15 protein-coding genes and 1 pseudogene are annotated in these 19757 nt (G+C 69.9%); 6 read left to right on the top strand and 10 right to left on the bottom strand.

What is annotated here, in order from left to right:
- Positions 1-36 precede the first annotated feature (36 nt).
- Positions 37-637: pseudogene (locus tag AB0N07_RS11130) on the top strand (hypothetical protein).
- 76 nt (positions 638-713) lie between these two features.
- Here the strand turns inward: AB0N07_RS11130 and AB0N07_RS11135 are convergent.
- Positions 714-2195: an MFS transporter gene (locus AB0N07_RS11135; protein ID WP_365833955.1), complete on the bottom strand. Its 1482-nt coding sequence runs from the start codon at positions 2193-2195 to the stop codon at positions 714-716.
- Positions 2196-2203: 8 nt separating this feature from the next.
- Positions 2204-2503 (bottom strand): hypothetical protein, encoded by a 300-nt coding sequence (locus AB0N07_RS11140; RefSeq protein WP_365833956.1) that lies wholly within the window; start codon positions 2501-2503, stop codon positions 2204-2206.
- 187 nt (positions 2504-2690) lie between these two features.
- On the opposite strand from AB0N07_RS11140, the gene AB0N07_RS11145 reads away from it, so the two are divergent.
- A complete protein-coding gene (locus tag AB0N07_RS11145) occupies positions 2691-3722 on the top strand; it encodes an RNA polymerase subunit sigma-70 (RefSeq protein WP_365833958.1) in 1032 nt (343 codons plus the stop codon).
- Positions 3723-3987: 265 nt separating this feature from the next.
- Here AB0N07_RS11145 and AB0N07_RS11150 read toward each other — a convergent pair whose 3' ends face one another.
- The 6 genes from AB0N07_RS11150 to rhaI (AB0N07_RS11175) all read right to left on the bottom strand — a co-directional run bounded on the left by AB0N07_RS11150 (position 3988) and on the right by rhaI (AB0N07_RS11175) (position 11730).
- Complete coding sequence (locus tag AB0N07_RS11150) at positions 3988-4656, bottom strand: lactate utilization protein C (RefSeq protein ID WP_365833959.1); 669 nt, start codon at positions 4654-4656, stop codon at positions 3988-3990.
- A complete protein-coding gene (locus AB0N07_RS11155) occupies positions 4653-6131 on the bottom strand; it encodes a LutB/LldF family L-lactate oxidation iron-sulfur protein (RefSeq protein WP_365833960.1) in 1479 nt (492 codons plus the stop codon). The genes AB0N07_RS11150 and AB0N07_RS11155 overlap by 4 nt, the downstream gene beginning before the upstream one ends.
- Complete coding sequence (locus AB0N07_RS11160) at positions 6128-6883, bottom strand: (Fe-S)-binding protein (protein WP_365833961.1); 756 nt, start codon at positions 6881-6883, stop codon at positions 6128-6130. The genes AB0N07_RS11155 and AB0N07_RS11160 overlap by 4 nt, the downstream gene beginning before the upstream one ends.
- A 70-nt stretch (positions 6884-6953) precedes the next feature.
- Complete coding sequence (locus AB0N07_RS11165) at positions 6954-8342, bottom strand: rhamnulokinase family protein (protein WP_365834053.1); 1389 nt, start codon at positions 8340-8342, stop codon at positions 6954-6956.
- A 56-nt stretch (positions 8343-8398) separates the two neighbouring features.
- Positions 8399-10438: a bifunctional aldolase/short-chain dehydrogenase gene (locus AB0N07_RS11170; protein WP_365833962.1), complete on the bottom strand. Its 2040-nt coding sequence runs from the start codon at positions 10436-10438 to the stop codon at positions 8399-8401.
- 131 nt (positions 10439-10569) lie between these two features.
- Positions 10570-11730, bottom strand: a complete 1161-nt coding sequence (gene rhaI / locus AB0N07_RS11175) for an L-rhamnose isomerase (protein WP_365833963.1) — start codon at positions 11728-11730, stop codon at positions 10570-10572.
- Positions 11731-11990: 260 nt separating this feature from the next.
- Between rhaI (AB0N07_RS11175) and AB0N07_RS11180 the strand changes: the two genes are divergently transcribed.
- Positions 11991-13289 (top strand): MFS transporter, encoded by a 1299-nt coding sequence (locus tag AB0N07_RS11180; protein ID WP_365833965.1) that lies wholly within the window; start codon positions 11991-11993, stop codon positions 13287-13289.
- A complete protein-coding gene (locus AB0N07_RS11185) occupies positions 13289-15925 on the top strand; it encodes a glycoside hydrolase family 78 protein (protein ID WP_365833966.1) in 2637 nt (878 codons plus the stop codon). The genes AB0N07_RS11180 and AB0N07_RS11185 overlap by 1 nt, the downstream gene beginning before the upstream one ends.
- A gap of 13 nt (positions 15926-15938) precedes the next feature.
- On the opposite strand, the gene AB0N07_RS11190 is transcribed toward AB0N07_RS11185, so the two are convergent.
- Entirely contained in the window at positions 15939-16814 is an 876-nt protein-coding gene (locus tag AB0N07_RS11190; RefSeq protein ID WP_365833967.1) for an NAD(P)H-binding protein, read from the bottom strand.
- 166 nt (positions 16815-16980) lie between these two features.
- Between AB0N07_RS11190 and AB0N07_RS11195 the strand changes: the two genes are divergently transcribed.
- Complete coding sequence (locus tag AB0N07_RS11195) at positions 16981-17844, top strand: LysR family transcriptional regulator (protein WP_365833968.1); 864 nt, start codon at positions 16981-16983, stop codon at positions 17842-17844.
- Positions 17841-18212 carry a YciI family protein gene (locus AB0N07_RS11200; RefSeq protein WP_365833969.1) on the top strand — a complete coding sequence of 124 codons (372 nt, stop codon included), beginning with the start codon at positions 17841-17843 and terminating at the stop codon, positions 18210-18212. The genes AB0N07_RS11195 and AB0N07_RS11200 overlap by 4 nt, the downstream gene beginning before the upstream one ends.
- A 345-nt stretch (positions 18213-18557) precedes the next feature.
- On the opposite strand, the gene rhaI (AB0N07_RS11205) is transcribed toward AB0N07_RS11200, so the two are convergent.
- Positions 18558-19718 (bottom strand): L-rhamnose isomerase, encoded by a 1161-nt coding sequence (rhaI, locus tag AB0N07_RS11205; RefSeq protein WP_365833970.1) that lies wholly within the window; start codon positions 19716-19718, stop codon positions 18558-18560.
- Positions 19719-19757 lie beyond the last annotated feature (39 nt).

Below are 19757 nucleotides of genomic sequence, written 5' to 3' on the forward strand. Positions count from 1 at the left end.
AAGCCCGTTGTCAGTGGCGCCTTGTACGTTTCGGCCATGGGGATCTATCTCGTCAGTGTCGGTGCGCAGGAGTGGTTCGAGGACGACGAGGAGGAGGGCGGCCGAGGAGCCGTCGCCTCCTCGCTCGACGAGGAGTTGAGACGGCGCGGACGGACTGCCGCCGTACGCCTCGGTGCCCGAGGAGGCGGACTTCGTGCGCGGCTCGGGGATGTCGTTCGAGGAGAAGCTGGTGCCTCCCATGGACGGCTTCAGCGCGCTGTGCCGCTCGCATCTGTCACGGGCCGAAGAGGAAGTGCTCTGCGGCTGGACACTGCTGGTGCCACTGTCCCTCGACGAGGAGATCTGGCTGCCCGTCAACTCCGCCTACACGGACGAGACGATGGTCGCCGGCGCTCCCCAGGTGCTCCGCCTCGCCGAGCGGCTTGCCACGGCCGTCGAACTGCCGATGGACGAGATACCGGCGGCCAACGACAACCTGGACCTGACCACGTGGTTCCTCGACGGACCGGCGAAGAACCTGGCCGCCACCCGGCCCGGACCGTGGAGCGAGGACCTGGACACGGCGTTCTACGTGGCGCTGTATCTGCGCGCCGCCCAGCACTCGCTGCGCCGCGGCTGTCCGATTGCGTACTCCTGATACGCACCCGGCGGTGACGCCCGACACAACGAAATCCCGGGATGGCTCTCAACGCCACCCCGGAATTCTCTTCATGTCATGCGGGGTCGTAGGAGGGTTCCAGGTCTTGTCGGGTTTCTGGCGTGGCGGCCGGCTCACCACGGGTGTTGGAGGCGCGCAGCCCGATGACACCGGCTGCCAGGAGGCAGAGGGCGCTGACGAGAAGGGCCCGTTGGAATCCGGCGGTGAGCGCCTCCGGGGGCGGGGCGTGCGTGGCCAGCAGGTGGCTGGTGCGGCTGGTCGCGATCCCGCTGAACACCGCCAGGCCGAGCGCTGACCCGAGCTGGAAAGAGGTGGTGATCAGGGCCGCGGCCAACCCGGCACGATCCTCCGGCACGCCCGCGTTCGCGGCCGTCTGCACACCGGCGTACAGCAGCCCCAGCCCGGCCCCCATGATCACCAGCGGGGCGAGCAGGTTGCCGAGATAGGTGCCGTCCACCGGGATGCGGGACAGCCACAGGATGCCACCGGCGGCGAGCAGCGCACCGGAGACGATGATCGGGCGGGTACCGGTCCGGACGAACATCTTCGTCGCCACCGTCGACCCGAACCCGATGCCGACGCTCACCGGTACATACGAGAGCCCGGACTGCAGCTGGGAGTAGCCCAGGACGTTCTGCATGTACAGAGTGACGAAGAAGAACATCGAGTAGAACCCGGCCCAGGCGATCACCTGGGTGGCATCGGCCGCGGCCAGGCCCTTGATCCGGAAGATCGACAGCGGGACCAACGGATGGGCGCGCCGTTGCTCATTGACCACGAACGCGGCCATCAGCAACACCGAGGCGGCCAGCCCGCCGACGGTGCGGCCCGCACCCCAGCCCTCGTCCGGCGCCTTCACCAACGTGAAGATCAGCAGCAGCATGCCGGCGGTGACCAGCACCGCGCCGACCACGTCGAAACCCTCCGGCACGGACCGGCCGTGGTCGGCCTTCAGGATCCGGAACGCCCCGAACAGCACCAGCGCGCACAGCGGGAGGTTCACGAAGAACACCCACCGCCAGCCGAAGTCCTCGGTGAGCAGCCCGCCGAAGAGCAGGCCGACCGCCGAGGCCATCCCGCTGATCCCGGCCCACACGCCCAGCGCCTTGTGCCGGTCGGAGTCCTGGAAGGTGGTGGTCAGGATGGACAGCGCCGCCGGGGACATCATCGCCGCCCCGAAGCCCTGGACGAGCCGGGCGCCGACCAGCAAACCCTGGGTGTCGGCCAACCCGCAGGCCAGCGAGGAGGCCGCGAACAGCGCGGTCCCGGCGATCAGCAGCCGCCGCCGCCCCAGCAGGTCCCCGGCCCGACCGCCCAGCAGCAGGAACCCGCCATAGGTGACCAGATAGCCGCTGACCACCCACTGCAGGTTCTGCACCGAGAACCCCAGATGCGTACGGATGGTCGGCAGCGCGACGTTCACGATCGCGCCGTCCATGACGTCCAGGAACGTCACCGCGCACAGAAGCGCCAGCGTGACCTTCCCGCGTCCGGTCGCAAGGAACGACCCGCGCGGCGGGTCCGTCGATGCGGTCATTGCGCCGCTCACGACCCGGCGGCTTCCATCACGGGGCCGACCTCGACTCCACCGCCGACCCGCAGCACCGGGCAGTCCTTGGCCAGCGCCAGCGCGCAGTCCATGTCCTCGGCGGACACCACCGAGTAGGCGACCATCCGGGAATCGCTGCCGCCGACCTCGCCGAGCGAGGCGTAACCGGTCACCGCGTTGCCGACGTCCACCAGGGCGGAGCCGAGCCCGCCGAACCAGGCCTGCCACTCGGCCGCCGTCTCGGCGCCGGGCACGTAGTCGGAGGGCACACGGAAGGAGAAAACGTACTTCGCCATGATCTGTGGTCCTGTTCTGTGTCAGGGGCGTGCCCCGGACCGGGACCGCCTCCAACCGGGTGGACGCCGGCGTCCACCCGAAATTGGTCGGCGCACCGCCGCCCAATTCGCCGGACCGACGGCGTCTTCATCGTTGAGTGAGCCGAACGCACCCCGACGGGAAGAAGAAGAGCGAGGATGCATGCCGATGGAGAGGGACACGACGGACCTGATCGCTCGGGCCCGGGCCGGCGATCAGCAGGCGTTCCGCGACCTGGTACAGGGCCACTCCCACGAGTTGCAGGTGCATTGCTACCGCATCCTGGGATCCTTGCAGGACGCCGAGGACGCGCTCCAGGAGACCCTCGTGTCCGCCTGGCGTAACCTCGGCGATTTCGGCCGGCGGTCCTCGCTCAGGACCTGGCTCTACAAGATTGCGACCAATCGGTGTCTGAGCATGTTGCGCGCCGACAGCCGACGCCCCCGCATCGCCGCCCCGCTGCCCGAGGTCGACCTGCGCGCGGCCACCGGTGCCGGCGACGCCCCGGCCTGGCTGGAGCCCTACCCCGACGTCCTGCTCGACCACCTCGTCGACCGGCGCCCCGGACCGGAGGCGCGCTACGAGATCACCGAGGCCATCTCCCTGGCCTTCATCACCGCCCTGCAACTGCTGCCACCACGCCAACGCGCCGCCCTGGTCCTCCGCGACGTCCTGGGCTACCACGCCGCCGAAGTCGCCCAGATGCTCGGCACCACCCAGGAAGCCGTGAGCAGCGCCCTGAAACGCGCCCGCGCCACCGTCGACAACCACCTGGCAGACCCCAGCGGCAGCAGTAGGTCTGCACCCCAACCCGACACCGCCGTCGAACAGCGGCTCGTCGCCCGGTTCACCGACGCCATGGAACGCGCCGACCTGGACGCCCTGATCGAACTGTTCGTCACCGACGTGAGGCTCTCCATGCCCCCGGCCATGCTGGAATACCGCGGCATCGAAACAGCCCAGCGCATCCTGGCCGCCGTCACCTTCCGCCCCGGCCGCGCCTACCGCGCAGTACCCACCCGCGCCAACGGCCAGCCGGCCTTCGGCCTGTACCTGGCAGACCTCCACGCGGGTGTCTACCGCGCCTACTGCCTCCTGGTCCTGACCACCGCCGGCGACCACATCACAGCCATCACCAGCTTCACCACCGACGTCATGACGCGCTTCGGACTGCCCCGAACCCTCCCCGAAACGGATTGACAGACTTCTGGCGCCACTCTGTTGTCCCGCGCCTGAAGGCAGAGCTCGGATGCCGAGCCACGAACATGATCAACACCAGGCGTCAGGACTCTCGCCGTACTCGACTTGCCGGGCCTGCCCTGACCTCTCGTCACGCCAGGGCAGCACCGGCTCCCGCGCGACAGGCCGCCGTCGGTCGGCGTGGAGGCGGCGATGCTGTTGCGGCTGAACACACCACGAACTGATCACCGCGACTCACCCACCGCGCTCGCTGACGGTACGGAGGCTAAGAGCTGACTTCGCCGCTCGGCCGACCGCTCACCAGCACCACCTCCAGCGTGCGCGGACCGTGCACCCCCTCGACCCGGTCCAGTTCGATGTCGCTGGTCGCCGACGGGCCGGAGATCCAGGTCAACGGGCGGCCGGGGTCTAGGCGTTCGAGAGCCTGGGGCACGGACGAGACGACCTGCTCCGGGACCCGGACGACACAGATGTGGTGGTCGGGGACGAGGGTGATGCGGCGCCGGCCCTGGTCGGGGCCGCCGTCCAGGACGATGGTGCCCGTCTCGGCGATGGCGAGCGCGCAGCCGGTGACCACGCTCTCGACCTGGTCCAGCTCGTGCGGGGTGCTCTCGGCGTGATCCGGCACCCGCTCGGCGTCCGTCCCCGCGAGCCACTCCGCGTCCAGCCCGGACGGCACCAGTACCGTCTTCGAGCCCCGCTCGGCGAGCAACCGGCCGATCACCGCTGCCAGTTCGGCCGCTGTGCAGCGATGCACGATCGCCCGGTAGTCCGCCAGGTTCTCGGCCAGCAGATCCACCGTCTGCTCGACGCCCCGCTCCCCGTGCTCCCGTAGATACTCGCGTGAAACGGCCTGCTCGTACGGAGTGTCGTCCTGCGGTACGTCCGCGAGTGCGCGCCGCACCCGGCCCAGGATCCGTTCCCTGCTGCTCACTTCGCGCCGTCCTTTCCGCCGTTCGTACGCTGCCACCAGTCGCGGAACGGTTCCGCCGGCACCGACGGCAGATCCCGGCTGCCGCTCCACGCCTTGCCCGGACCGGGCAGCGTCCGTGGATGGAGGCGTCGGGTGCGGGAGGCGAGCCGCTGGCCGGTGCGCAGGGCACCCGGGTGTGTGAACGCCCAGCGGGCCGCGCGCAGCGCCGCCCGTTCGGCCGCGTGTCCCTTCGCCGGCTGCAGCACCACCTTGTTGCCCTCGCGGGTCACCTGCCCGCCCTCCACGACCCGCTCCCGCAGATGGACCAGGACCTCGGGGATGTCGATGGCGACCGGGCAGACCTCGTAGCAGGCGCCGCACAGCGACGAGGCATACGGCAGGGAGGCGTCGATCTCGCTTGCGGTGCCGCGGAGTTGGGGGCTGAGGATGGCGCCGATCGGGCCGGGATACACCGAGCCGTAGGCGTGGCCGCCCGCCCGCTCGTACACCGGGCAGACGTTGAGACATGCCGAGCAGCGGATGCAGCGCAGGGCCTGGCGGCCGACCTCGTCGGCGAGGGTGTCGGTGCGGCCGTTGTCGAGCAGCACCAGGTGGAAGGTGCGCGGGCCGTCGCCGTCCGTGGTGCCGGTCCACGTCGAGGTGTAGGGGTTCATGCGCTCGGCGGTGGAGGAGCGGGGCAGGGTCTGCAGGAAGACCTCCAGGTCCTGCCAGGTCGGCACGATCTTCTCGATGCCGACGACCGAGATCAGCGTCTCGGGCAGGGTCAGGCACATCCGCCCGTTGCCCTCGGACTCCACGACCACCAGCGTGCCGGTCTCGGCGACCATGAAGTTGGCGCCGGAGATGCCGACCTTGGCGCGCAGGAACTTCTCCCGCAGGTGGAGGCGGGCGGCCTCGGCGAGTTCGGCGGGCGTGTCGGTCAGGCCCTCGGGGGCCGGGCGGCCCCACTCGCTCATCTCGCGCTCGAAGATGTCCCGGATCTCGCCGCGGTTGCGGTGGATGGCGGGGACCAGGATGTGGGAGGGCCGGTCCTTGCCCAACTGCACGATCAGCTCGGCGAGATCGGTCTCGTAGGCGCGGATGCCCTCGGCTTCGAGGGCTTCGTTGAGGCCGATCTCCTGCGTGGCCATCGACTTGACCTTGACGACCTCCGTCTCGCCGGTCGCCTTCACCAGGCCCGCCACGATCCGGTTGGCCTCGTCGGCGTCGGCGGCCCAGTGCACGATGCCGCCCGCGGCCGTGACCGACTCCTCCAACTGCTCCAGATACCGGTCCAGATGACGCAGCGTATGGTCCTTGATCCGCTTGCCCGCCTCGCGCAGCGCCGCCCAGTCGGACACCTCCGCCACGGCTTTCGCCCGCTTGGCGCGGATGGTGTGCGTGGCGTGCCGCAGATTGCCGCGCAGCGTCGGATTGTTGACTGCCTCGTGCGCGGCCTTCGGGAAGGCCGGCATCCCTACGAACGTCCCGCTCATACGGCCGGCTCCTCCTCGGTGCTCGCCAGGATCTCCGCGATGTGCACCGGCCGCATGCCGCTGCTGAGTCGTGTCATCGTCCCGCCGATGTGCATCAGACAGGAGTTGTCGGCCGCGCACAGCACCTGAGCGCCGGTCGACTCGGCGTTGCGCACCTTGTCCGCGCCCATCGCCGCCGAGACATCGGAGTTCTTCAGGGCGAAGGTGCCCCCGAAGCCGCAACACTCCTCGGCCCCCGGCAGCTCGACCAGCTCCAGGCCCTTCACGGCCTGGAGCAGTCGGCGCGGGCGGTCGCCGAGCCCAAGGCCGCGCAGCCCGTGACAGGTCGGGTGGTAGGTCACCGTGTGCGGGTAGTACGCGCCGACTTCCGTCACCCCGAGCACATCCACCAGGAACTCGGTCAGCTCGTACGTCTTCGGGACGACGGGAGCGAGCGTCGCCGCGAGCGTATCCCCGCGTCCCTCGGCCCGCGCCCGCTCACCCATCCGCGGATACAGCTCCCGGACCATCGCCCCGCAGGACCCGGAGGGTGTCACGATCGCCTCGTACTCGCCGAAGACATCGGAGAAATGCCGGGCCAGCGGCTCCGCCTCATGCCGGTAGCCTGTGTTGTAGTGGGCTTGCCCGCAGCAGGTCTGCGCCATCGGGAAATCGACCTCGACGCCCAGCCTGGTCAGCAGTTTCACGACGGCGCGCCCGGTCTCCGGATAGAGCGTGTCGTTGACGCAGGTCAGGAACAGGGCGACACGCATCGCGGCTCCTTGTGGTCGATCATCGGATGAGTGAAGGGTAGCCGGGGGACGGGGCGTGGGGGAGACCCCCTCACCTTCCGGCGAGCCCGGCCTGCGCCTCACGCCACCGGGTGGTGTCGCCCCGCGGCTCGTAGCGGGTCAGCGGCTGGGTGCGCGTGAGCAGGCGCCGCCCGCCCACGAGGTCGCCGACCAGCCCGTGCGCCCGCGCCTGGACCAGCACGTTCCCCAGCGCCGCCGCCTCCGTCGGACCCGCCACCACAGGCAGCCCGCAGGCGTCGGCGGTCAGCTGGCACAGCAGGGTGTTGCGGGTACCGCCGCCGACGACATGGACGATGTCCACCGGATGCCCGGCCAGCCGCTGGGCGTCCTCGATCGCCCGGCGGTGGGCCAGGGCGAGCGAGTCGAGAATGCAGCGCGTGATCTCCGCGGGGGACTCGGGCACCGGCTGCCCCGAGACACGGCACGCTTCGGCGATCCGCTCCGGCATCCGCCCGGGCGCCAGGAACGCCGCATCCCCGGCGTCCACCACCGACCGCAGCGTCGGCACCTTGGCCGCCGCCTGCAGCAGTTCCCCCAACTCCGGTTCGCCCCAGGCCCGTACGCACTCCTGGAGCAGCCACAGGCCCATGATGTTGCGCAGATAGCGGACCGTGCCGTCCAGCCCCAGCTCGTTGGTGAAGTTGGCGGCCCGGCTTTCCTCGCTCAGCACCGGCGCCTCCAGCTCCAGGCCCGCCAGGGACCAGGTGCCGGTGCAGATGTAGGCGAACCGTTCCCCGGTCGCCGGTACGGCGGCGACCGCGGAGGCGGTGTCGTGCGAGCCGACCGTCGTCACCGGAACCGGACCCGCAAGACCGGTCTCCTCCAGTACGTCCGGCCGCAGTACGCCCGCCGGGTCGCCGGGCTGCCGCAGCGGCGCGAACAGGCCCAGGTCGACGCCGAGCCGGGAGGCGACCTCGTGTGACCACTCGCGCGTCCGGGGGTCGATCAGCTGGGTGGTGGAGGCGTTGGTGAGCTCGGTGCCCTGCTCGCCGGTGAGCCAGTAGGACATCAGGTCCGGGATGAGCAACAACCGCCCGGCATGGGCCAGTTGGGCCGTCTCCCGCGCCGCGACCAGCTGGTACAGGGTGTTGAAGGGCGCGTACTGCAACCCGGTCGCCGCGTACAGCTGCTCCGCGGGCACGCTCGCCCACACCTTCTCGGCGATGCCCTCGGTGCGGGAGTCCCGGTAGTGCACAGGACTGCCGAGCAGTGCCCCGTCCGCGTCCAGCAGCCCGTAGTCCACGGCCCAGCTGTCGATGCCGACGGAATCCACCTGTCCCGCTGCCTTGAGGCCGTCCAGGACACCCCCGTACAGCGAGAGGATGTCCCACCGCAGCCCCTCGGGCACCCGGACGGGCCGGTTGGGGAAGCGGTGCGCCTCGGTCAGCTCCAGGCTGTCGGGGCCGACGCGGCCGACCATGACACGCCCGCTGGACGCGCCGAGGTCGACCGCGGCGTACGACTTCACGAGCGCGCTCACCGCAGGAAGGCGGCCGCGACGCCGGCGTCGACCGGGACGTGCAGCCCCGTGGTGTGGGTCAGCTCCCCGCCGGTCAGCGCGAACACGGCGTTCGCGACATGCTCCGGCAGCACCTCACGCTTGAGGATCGTCCGCTGCGCGTAGAACTCGCCCAGCTTCTCCTCCGGCACCCCGTACACCGCCGCCCGCTGCGCACCCCAGCCGCCCGCGAAGATCCCGGAACCGCGCACCACACCGTCCGGGTTGACCCCGTTGACGCGGATGCCGTGCTCACCCAACTCCGCTGCCAGCAGCCGTACTTGATGAGCCTGGTCGGCCTTGGTGGCCGAGTAGGCGATGTTGTTGGGGCCGGCGAAGACGGCGTTCTTGGAAGCGATGTAGACGACGTCACCGCCCAGCTCCTGCGCGATCATCACCCGGGCCGCCTCCCGCGACACGAGGAAGGACCCACGGGCCATGATGTCGTGCTGCAGGTCCCAGTCGCGCGCCGACGTCTCCAACAACGGCTTGGAGATGGAGATCCCGGCGTTGTTGACCACCAGATCGACCCCGCCGAAGGCGAGCACGGTCGCCTTGAAGGCCGTGGCGATCTGCTCCTCGTCCGTCACGTCCACCGTAACGGCGACGGCCTTGTCCGGGCCGCCCAACTCCTCGGCCACGGATGCCGCGTTCTCCGCATTGAGATCGGCGACGACGACACACGCGCCCTCACCGACCAGCCGCTCCGCGATGGCCTTCCCGATCCCGCTGCCCGCGCCCGTGACGAGCGCGACCCGCGTGGCGAGCGGCTTGGGCTTCGGCATCCGCTGGAGCTTGGCCTCCTCCAGTGCCCAGTACTCGATGCGGAACTTCTCCGACTCCTCGATCGGCGCATACGTCGACACCGCCTCGGCCCCGCGCATCACGTTGATGGCGTTGACGTAGAACTCGCCTGCCACCCGCGCAGTCTGCTTGTCCTTGCCGAAGCTGAACATGCCCACACCCGGCACCAGCACGATCGCCGGGTCGGCGCCGCGCATCGCGGGGGAGTCGGGCAGCGCATGCCGCTGGTAGTAGGCGGCGTACTCCTCGCGGTACTCGGCGTGCAGCTCCTTCAGCCGCGCGATCGCCTCCTCCAGCGGAGCGGCCGGCGGCAGGTCGAGCACGAGCGGCCGTACCTTCGTCCGCAGGAAGTGGTCGGGGCAGGAGGTCCCGAGCGCGGCGAGCCGCGGATGCTCGGCCCGCGCCAGGAACTCCAGGACGGCATCGGAGTCGTCGAAGTGCCCGACCTGCGGCTTGTCCTGAGAGGCGACGGCCCGCACATACGGTGCCAGTGCCGCCGCCCGCTCCCGCCGCTCGGCCTCCGGTAGCGCCGCGTAGCCCTCGACGACCGGCCCGAACGGCTCGTCCTTCCCGCGCTCGGCGAGGAACACCTCGGCGGTCCGGATGATGTGCAGCGAGTTGCGCTCGCACTCCTCGGAGGTGTCGCCCCAGGCAGTGATCCCATGTCCGCCGAGGATGCACCCGACGGCCTGCGGGTTGGCCTCCTTGACCGCCGCGATGTCCAGGCCCAGCTGGAACCCGGGCCGCCGCCACGGCACCCACACCACCGTGTCGCCGAAACACTCGGCGGTCAGCTTCTCCCCGTCGGCCGCACAGGCGAGCGCGATCCCCGAGTCAGGGTGCAGATGATCGACGTGCGCGGCATCGACCAGACCGTGCATCGCGGTGTCGATGGAGGGCGCCGCACCCCCCTTGCCGTGCAGGCAGTAGTCGAACGCGGCGACCATCTCGTCCTCGCGCTCGACACCCGGATAGACCCCCCGCAGGGCCCGCAGCCGATCCAGCCGCAGCGCGGCGAGCCCGGCCTCCGTGAGCGTGCCGAGGTCACCACCGGACCCCTTGACCCACATCAACTCGACGTCACCACCGGTCACGGGGTCGGTGTCGGTGCCCTTCGCGGAAGCGTTACCTCCCGCGTAGTTGGTATTGCGGGGATCAGAGCCGAGCCGATGGGACCGGGCCAGCAGAGCGGCGGCTTCGGGGTGGGATGCCATGTCGATTCAGTCCTTCGAAAGTTACGTGCGGATCAGCGCCCCGATAGGGGCGCGGGGAACTGCGCGACCAGCCACAACCGGTCGGCGGTCTGCAAACAATCGGATCTGGCAGATGAGATGAGGTGCAGCGTTCAGGCTCCCCATCCGGCTTGCTGTCCGCCGATCCGTTCTTCGATGATCTTTTCGGCCCATCCGGAGCGGTGGTAGGCGTGGATCGGGTCGGGGTGGAGTCCCATTTCCTGGCGGAGCTGCGCGAGTAGTGGCCGTACGTCGGTGTTGTAGGCGTCCATCAGTACGGTGTTGGCTTCGAGGACGTCGCCGGAGCGCTGGGCCGCCCCCAACGCCTCCACGTCCACCAGCAGAGCCTTCGCCGTCGCCTCCTGGACGTTCATGACGGAGCGGATGATGGCGGGGATCTTGGCTTCGATGTTGTGGCACTGGTCCAGCATGAAGGCGACCTGGTGGGTGTAGCCGCCGCCGCGGACGACTTCGTGCATGATCCGGAAGAGTTGGAAGGGGTCGGCGGCGCCGGCCATGAGGTCGTCGTCGGCGTAGAAGCGTGAGTTGAAGTCGAATCCGCCGAGTTTGTTCTCCCGTAGCAGGGTGGCGACGATGAATTCGATGTTGGTGCCGGGGGCGTGGTGTCCGGTGTCGACGACGACCTGTGCTTTGTCGCCGAGCTTGAGGCAGTGGGTGTAGGCGGTGCCCCAGTCGGGCACGTCGGTGGCGTAGAAGGCGGGTTCGAAGAGTTTGTACTCCAGCAGCATCCGCTGTCCGTCCCCGAGCCGGGCGTAGACCTTGGCGAGTCCTTCGGCGAGCCGGTCCTGGCGGGCGCGGAGGTTGTCTTGTCCGGGGTAGTTCGTGCCGTCGGCGAACCACAGTTTGAGGTCCCTGGACCCGGTGGCGTCCATGATGTCGACGCATTCCAGCAGATGGTCGACCGCCTTGCGGCGCACCGCCGCATCGGGGTGGCAGATGCTGCCCAGCCTGTAGTCGTCGTCCTGGAACGTGTTGGAGTTGATCGTCCCCAGCTTCACGCCCTGGTCCTCGGCGTACTTCGCCAGGGCACCGTAGTCGTCCACCTTGTCCCACGGAATGTGCAGCGCGACCGTCGGCGCCACACCGGTCACCGCATGCACCTGCGCCGCGTCGGCCAGCTTCTCCCACGGTGTACGGGGAACGCCCTGCTGCGCGAACACCTTGAACCGGGTCCCCGAGTTCCCGTACGCCCACGACGGCGTCTCGATCTTCTGTGCCGCAAGCGCTGCCTTCACCGCGGACTGGTCTGGCATGACCACCTCTGAACCCTGTTTGAATCGTTTCAGGGAACGTAGTCCCACTGGTGGGATGTCGTCAAGGCGTCGGCGCGCTCACTCTGGGGTGTTCCTGAGGGTGCGGAGATTTCGTTGCCCAAACCCTTGACGGGCCGCCGTGGTGGGCTCACGATGCCGTGAAACGTTTCACGTCTGCATTCAGGGCTGATTACACGTGTCAACACTCATGGCGCGCACCGCCCTCCGTCCCCGAACTCCCCATCAGAAAGGCCGCCTTGATGAGCAACGACGCCATCTCGCACAGGCCCGCCGAACCCCGGGTGACCCGCTCCCAGTGGCGCCTGGCCGTCCTCTCCGGCATGGCCTCCTACCTGGACTCGGGCATCATCGTCTCCTCCGGCCTGTCACTGGGTCTGTGGCAGAGCCGCTTCCACCTGTCCTCCTGGGGCCTCGGCGCGCTGAGCGCGGCGCTGACCTTCTCCATCGCCATAGGCTCACTCGTCGGCGGCCGCCTCGCCGACCGCTTCGGCCGCAAGCGGGTGTACGGGATCGACATCCTCGTCTACGCCATCGGTGCCGCCCTGCTGGTCTTCGCCCCCAACAGCGCCTTCCTCTTCGCCGGCATGATCATCGGCGGTCTTGCGGCCGGCGCCGACCTGCCGACCTCGCTGGCCATGGTCTCCGAGCACTCCCCGCGCTCGGTGCGCGGCCGACTGATCGGTGCGACGCAGACCATGTGGGTCGCCGGCATCACCGCAGCGATCGTGATCGGCTTCGGCACCTCCACGCTCGGCTACCTCTCCGCTCAGCTCCTCTTCGCCCACCTCGCCGTCGTGGCCCTGGTCAGCTGGGTGCTGCGCAACCGTATGCGGCTGTCTCCCGTGCTGGAGGAGGCCGAGCGCGGCGGCGGTGGCGAGGGCATCGACGCGCGGGCGCTGCGCCGCCTCGGCGCCAAGCCGGTCCTCGTCCCGCTCCTCGCGACGGGCGGCTTCTACCTCGCCTGGAACCTTGCCGCCAACACCATGGGCCAGTACGGCACGTACTTCCTGACCACTGTCAGCGGTGCCTCCCAGACCCTCGCCACGGGGATGGGCCTGGCCGGGCTCCCGATCGGCCTGGCCGGCTCGCTCGCCTTCGTACGGCTGGCCGACACCCCCTGGCGCGACCGGCTGTTCTACGTCTGCGCGGTGCTCCAGGTCCTTGCCTTCGCCGTGGCCGCGGCGACCGGTGGCGCCGTGATCGCGGCGATGGTGTTCTTCCTGCTCCTCTACAACGTCGTCAACCAGTTCGCCGGCGAGGCCAACTACAAGGTCTGGTCCCAGGAGGCGTTCCCCGAGGAACTGCGCGCGACCACCCAGGGACTGACCTACGGCGTCAGCCGCGCCCTGTGCGGTCTCGCCGGCCTGGCCACCCCCACCCTGATGGCGGTCAGCGGTTCGGCCGTCCTGTGGATCACTACGGCGTGTGTGGCCGTGTCCGGTCTGATCGGGGTGTGGGTCGTCCGCACCATCGCTCCGCAGGGCCGGGCTGCGGCCACAGGGGACACCTCCACCGTCCGCGCGAAGGAAGCGATCTGATGCGCGTCACCGCACCTGTCCTGGAACACCATCGCGAGCCGCTCGGCATCGGCGAGAGCAGGCCCCGCCTGAGCTGGCGCACCGAGACGGACACACCCGGCTGGACGCAGCGGGCGTACCGGCTCGAAATCACCGGCACCGACGGCACCGTCCTGACCGACACCGGGCGGGTCGAGGGTGCCGACTCGCTGCTCGTGGAGTGGCCGGGCCAAGCGCTCGCCTCGCGCAGCCGCGTCGGGGTGCGCGTCCAGGTGTGGGGCGAGGGGGCCGAGCCGTCCGCATGGTCACCGGTCACCTGGGCGGAGACGGGGCTGCTCGCCCGTACCGACTGGACCGCCCGGCCCGTCACCCCGGACCACGAACCCGCCGACGCCCCGCTCCCGGTGGCGCTCCTGCAGCGCACCTTCACCCTCGCCAAGGCGGTCACGTCGGCCCGCCTCCACATCACGGCCTACGGCGTCTACGAGGCCGAGATCAACGGCAACCGCGTCGGCGACCACGTCCTCGCCCCCGGCTGGACCTCCTACCACCACCGGCTGCGCTACCAGACCTTCGACGTCACCGGTCTGCTGCACGAGGGTGACAACGCGATCGGGGCGTTCCTCGGAGAGGGCTGGTACACGGGTCGTCTCGGCTTCCACGGCGGTCGGCGCAACCTCTACGGCGACCGCCGCGCGCTCCTCGCCCAGCTGGAGGTCACCCATCCCGACGGCACCGTCACCACCCTCGGCACCGACGAGACCTGGCGGGCCACGACCGGCCCGATCCTGCGCTCCGAGCTCTACGACGGCGAGGTCTACGACGCTCGGGCGGCCCGCCCCGGTTGGTCCGAACCGGGCCATGACACCTCCGACTGGTCACCCGTCACCGAACTCCCCTTGCCCGAGGCCGAGTTGGTGGCTCCGTCCGGCCCGCCCGTGCGCCGCACCCAGACCCTCGCCCCCGTCGACGTTCTCACCACACCGTCCGGGAAGACCGTCCTCGACTTCGGGCAGAACCTGGTCGGACGCCTGCGCATCCGCGTCTCTGGTCCGGCCGGACACACCATCGGCCTGCGGCACGGGGAAGTCCTGGAGCACGGCGAACTCGGCGTCCGGCCCCTGCGTCTCGCCACCGCCACCGACACGTACACCCTCGCCGGCACGGGCGAGGAGACGTACGAACCGCGCTTCACCTTCCACGGGTTCCGCTACGCCGAAATCGAGGGCTGGCCCGGCAAGTTGGACCCGTCGGCGGTCGAAGCCGTCGTCCTGCACACCGACATGACCCGCACGGGCTGGTTCGAGTCCTCGCACGAGCTCGTGAACCGCCTGCACGAGAACGTCGTATGGGGCATGCGCGGCAACTTCCTCGACATCCCCACCGACTGCCCCCAGCGCGACGAACGCCTCGGCTGGACCGGCGACATCCAGGTCTTCGCCCCCACCGCCTCCTTCCTCTACGACTGCTCGGGCATGCTCGGCGGCTGGCTGCGCGACCTGGCCGCCGAACAACTCGCCCGCGCCGACGGCACGCCCCCGCTGGTCGTCCCCGACATCCTGCCTTCCGGCTTCGGCGGCACCCCGCACGCGGTGTGGGCGGACGTCGCCGTGCTGCTGCCGTGGACGCTGTACCGGTGCTTCGGCGATCCGGCGGTGCTGCACACCCAGTACCCGAGCATGCGCGCCTGGGTGGAGACCGCCGCCCGCCTCACCGCGGAGGGCGGCGGCCTGTGGCGGCAGGACTTCCAGCTCGGCGACTGGCTCGACCCTGCCGCCCCGCCAAACGCTCCGGGAGACGCCCGCACGGACGGCGATCTCGTCGCCAACGCATACGTCGCCCGCTCGGCCGACGTGCTCGCCGAGACGGCGCGGCTGCTGGGGGAGAAGGACGACGCCGTACGCTACGAGGAACTCGCGCGGTCGGTGCGGGCGGCGTTCGCCGACGAGTTCGTCACCCCGGGCGGGCGCATGTCGAGCGACGCGCAGACCGCGTACGCGCTCGCCCTGTGCTTCGCGCTGCTGCCCACGGAACGTCAACGGCGAGGCGCCGCGAGGCGGTTGGCTCACATCGTGCGCAAGGCCGGCTTCCGCATCGCCACCGGATTCGCCGGTACGCCGCTGATCTGCGACGCCCTGTGCGCGGGCGGGGAAGCGCAACTGGCGTACCGGATGCTCCTGGAGGAGGGCTGCCCGTCCTGGCTGTACCCCGTGAGCATGGGGGCGACGACCGTGTGGGAGCGGTGGGACTCGATGCTGCCCGACGGGAGCATCAACCCCGGCGAGATGACCTCCTTCAACCACTACGCCCTCGGCGCCGTCGCGGACTGGCTGCACCGCACGGTCGCAGGTCTCGAAGCCGCCGAACCGGGTTGGCGTCGGCTGCGCATCGCGCCCGTTCCGGGCGGTGACCTGACGTATGCCAAGGCCGCACACGACACGCCGTACGGCCGTGCCGAGGCGGGCTGGCGGATCGAGGACGGCACGCTCGTGGTGGAGGTGCTCGTCCCGCCGAACACCCGGGCCGAGGTCCGACTACCGGGTGACGGTGAGCCGTTCGAGGTCGGCTCGGGCCGCCGTACCTTCCGGCGGCCGTACACCGCGCCCGCCTGGCCGCCGGCCGCGATCCGGAATCCGTTCGCCGCACCGGAGGAGTAGGGCGAACCAGGGCTCAGGTCAGGACGGCCGGCCTGAGCACCTCCTCACACCACTGGCGGAACGTGGTGGGGCTGGGCGAGGCGGTGCGGTGGTCCTCGTCGTAGGCGTCCTTGATCTGGGCCACGGCCATGTCGACCAGCCCCTGCGCCCATGCCTCGCTCGCGCCGTGCTCCAGCATCGTCGCCCGGTAGGTGTCGAGGGGCAGCTGCTGATACCTCACGGGCCGCTCCAGCACCTCGGAGAGGACCTGTGCCATGCCGTCGGGGGAGAGGGCGTCGGGGCTGACCACGGGTACGCCCTCCTGACCGCTCCACGACCGGTCGAGCAGAAGTTCGGTGGCCTTGGCCGCGATGTCCCGGGTGGCGACGGACGCGACGACGCGGTCGCCGGGCTGCGGCCAGTAGAACGCGCCCTGGTCCCTGATCGCGGCCACCTGCCAGAGCAGGTTCTCCATGAAGGCCGGTGGCTGCAGCGCCCGGAAGTGCACACCCGTGTCCATGATCATCCGGTCCTTGGCCAGCGAAGCCGACAGGTGCCCGGCGTGCTTGTCGATTCCGCGGCCCATGGTCGACACGGCGACGACCCGCTTGACGCCCCGGGCGGCGATCGCCTCACAGGCCGCCCGCGTGTGGTCGACGTAGTGGCCTTCGACGTTCTCCGCGCGCGGGTCCGGCGGCACCACCCAGAACACGGCTTCCGCGCCCGCGAAGGCTTCCATGACGACATCCAGGTCACGGTGCGAGCCCTGGACGACCTCGACACGCTCGCGCACCTGCGCAGACAGCCGGGAGGAGTCGCGCGCGATCACGCGGACCGGCTCCTGGGCGTCGAGGAGACCGTCGACGACCTGGCGGCCGATCTGGCCGGTGGGAGTGGTGATGACAAGCATGAAAGGCTCCAAGAGGGCTCGCCGACAAGGAAATTGGCACCCTGCGGCCGCTGGGCGGGCCGGGGGACCGCGTGCTTCGATCCTGCGGCGCACCCCTGCGAGACGGAAGGACCGAAGGGATCCCGCTTGTTACCCTCTGGGTAATACCGAACGGAGGTGCCGGGTGGTGGAATCCCGATCGCTGCGCTACTTCGTCGCGGTGGCCGAAGAACTCAACTTCGCCCGCGCAGCCGAACGGCTGGGCATCTCCGCCCCGCCCCTTTCCCGCGCCATCCGCAAACTGGAGGCCGACCTGAGCGTCACCCTCTTCGAGCGCACCACCCGCAGCGTCGAGCTGACCCCCGCCGGCACGGTCCTGCTCGGGGAGGCCCGGATCGCGCTCGACGCCCTGCAGGCGGCCGGCCGACGGGCACAGCGCGCGGCCGCCCAGGACGCGAAACTGGTCCTGGCCCTCAAGGCCGACGGCGACGGGGGCCTACTGGAACCCATCCTCGCCCGCTACGCGACCGAGCCCGCCGCCCTCCCCGTCACGCTCCGCCTCTCCGGCTGGGGCGACCAGGCCCGTCTGCTGCGCCAGGGCGAGGCGGACGCCGCCCTCATCCACGAACCCTTCGACCACACGGGTCTGGACAGCGAAACGGTCACCGTCGAACGCCGCCTGGCCGCCCTCCCGGCCACCCACCCCCTGGCCGCCCGCGACCACCTCACCCTCGCCGACCTGGCCATCCCGGGGGTCGGGGTGGGTCGCCTCGACGGTCTGGCCGACTACCTGGACATGATCGTCGAGCGCCACCACATCGCCGACCTGTCCCAGCTGCTCACCCTGGTCGAACTGGGCGAGATCGTGACCCTGCTGCCCGAATCCGTCACGACCCGGTACCCGCGCCCGGGACTCGCCTTCCGCGAGGTTCCGGACGCCCCACCGGCCACCCTGTCGATCGCCTGGCCCCAGCAGTCCTGCTCGACGGCCACCGCCGCACTGGTCCGGGCGGCCGCGTCCGTGGGCCCCACTGCCGAGGCGGCTGCATGAAGTACCTGGTCCTGATGTACGCCGATCCCGCGGCGACCGAAGCGATGACCGCCGCCGAACGCGCGGAGGTCTTCCGTCGACACGAGGCCCTGCACCAGGACCTGGAAGGCACCGGCGAGATGCTGAACGGAGCCGGGCTGGCCTTGCCCCGGGACACGAAGACCATCCGGTGGCAGGGCGAAGGCACGTACCCGACCACGACGGACGGCCCGCTCACGGACACCACGGACCACGTGACCGCGTACTACGTGATCGACTGCGCCACCCCGGAGCGAGCACGTGAGATCGCCGAACGCGTCCTGGACTTCCACGTCGTGGCGGTCGAGGTGCGGCCCGTCCACGACTCGTTCGGGATGGAAGAAACCTGACCGCACGGGCCCAAGCGGATCGCCGCACACATTCACTCCGCCCTGGGAAACGCCGCGGACGTGGTCAACGTGGGCGTCGGCACCGGCTCGTACGAGCCACCGCAGGCCGTCCGCGCCGTCGAACCCAGCCAGGTCATGCAGCCCTCTCCGAGGAGCTGACATCGGGGCATTGGCACACGCAGCACGCCGACCTGCTCAGACACGACACACTCGACGTCGGTTACCGACTACTGGTGGCGGACATCCGACGTGCCCCTACAGGGGTGCGGGGTACTGCGTGGCCAGTCACATCCGGTCGGCGGTCTGCAAACAATCGGATCTGGCAGATGAGATGAGGTGCAGCGTTCAGGCTCCCCATCCGGCTTGCTGTCCGCCGATCCGTTCTTCGATGATCTTTTCGGCCCATCCGGAGCGGTGGTAGGCGTGGATCGGGTCGGGGTGGAGTCCCATTTCCTGGCGGAGCTGCGCGAGTAGTGGCCGTACGTCGGTGTTGTAGGCGTCCATCAGTACGGTGTTGGCTTCGAGGACGTCGCCGGAGCGCTGGGCCGCCCCCAACGCCTCCACGTCCACCAGCAGAGCCTTCGCCGTCGCCTCCTGGACGTTCATGACGGAGCGGATGATGGCGGGGATCTTGGCTTCGATGTTGTGGCACTGGTCCAGCATGAAGGCGACCTGGTGGGTGTAGCCGCCGCCGCGGACGACTTCGTGCATGATCCGGAAGAGTTGGAAGGGGTCGGCGGCGCCGGCCATGAGGTCGTCGTCGGCGTAGAAGCGTGAGTTGAAGTCGAATCCGCCGAGTTTGTTCTCCCGTAGCAGGGTGGCGACGATGAATTCGATGTTGGTGCCGGGGGCGTGGTGTCCGGTGTCGACGACGACCTGTGCTTTGTCGCCGAGCTTGAGGCAGTGGGTGTAGGCGGTGCCCCAGTCGGGCACGTCGGTGGCGTAGAAGGCGGGTTCGAAGAGTTTGTACTCCAGCAGCATCCGCTGTCCGTCCCCGAGCCGGGCGTAGACCTTGGCGAGTCCTTCGGCGAGCCGGTCCTGGCGGGCGCGGAGGTTGTCTTGTCCGGGGTAGTTCGTGCCGTCGGCGAACCACAGTTTGAGGTCCCTGGACCCGGTGGCGTCCATGATGTCGACGCATTCCAGCAGATGGTCGACCGCCTTGCGGCGCACCGCCGCATCGGGGTGGCAGATGCTGCCCAGCCTGTAGTCGTCGTCCTGGAACGTGTTGGAGTTGATCGTCCCCAGCTTCACGCCCTGGTCCTCGGCGTACTTCGCCAGGGCACCGTAGTCGTCCACCTTGTCCCACGGAATGTGCAGCGCGACCGTCGGCGCCACACCGGTCACCGCATGCACCTGCGCCGCGTCGGCCAGCTTCTCCCACGGTGTACGGGGAACGCCCTGCTGCGCGAACACCTTGAACCGGGTCCCCGAGTTCCCGTACGCCCACGACGGCGTCTCGACTGCCTGGGTCTTCAGCGCGGCCTTCACCGCGGCGAGCTCGGTCACTTCAGGGCTCCTGTGACGTTTGGCCGTAACGGCCGATGG

Source organism: Streptomyces sp. NPDC051172 (genome assembly GCF_040682555.1).
In the GTDB taxonomy this organism is placed as follows: domain Bacteria; phylum Actinomycetota; class Actinomycetes; order Streptomycetales; family Streptomycetaceae; genus Streptomyces.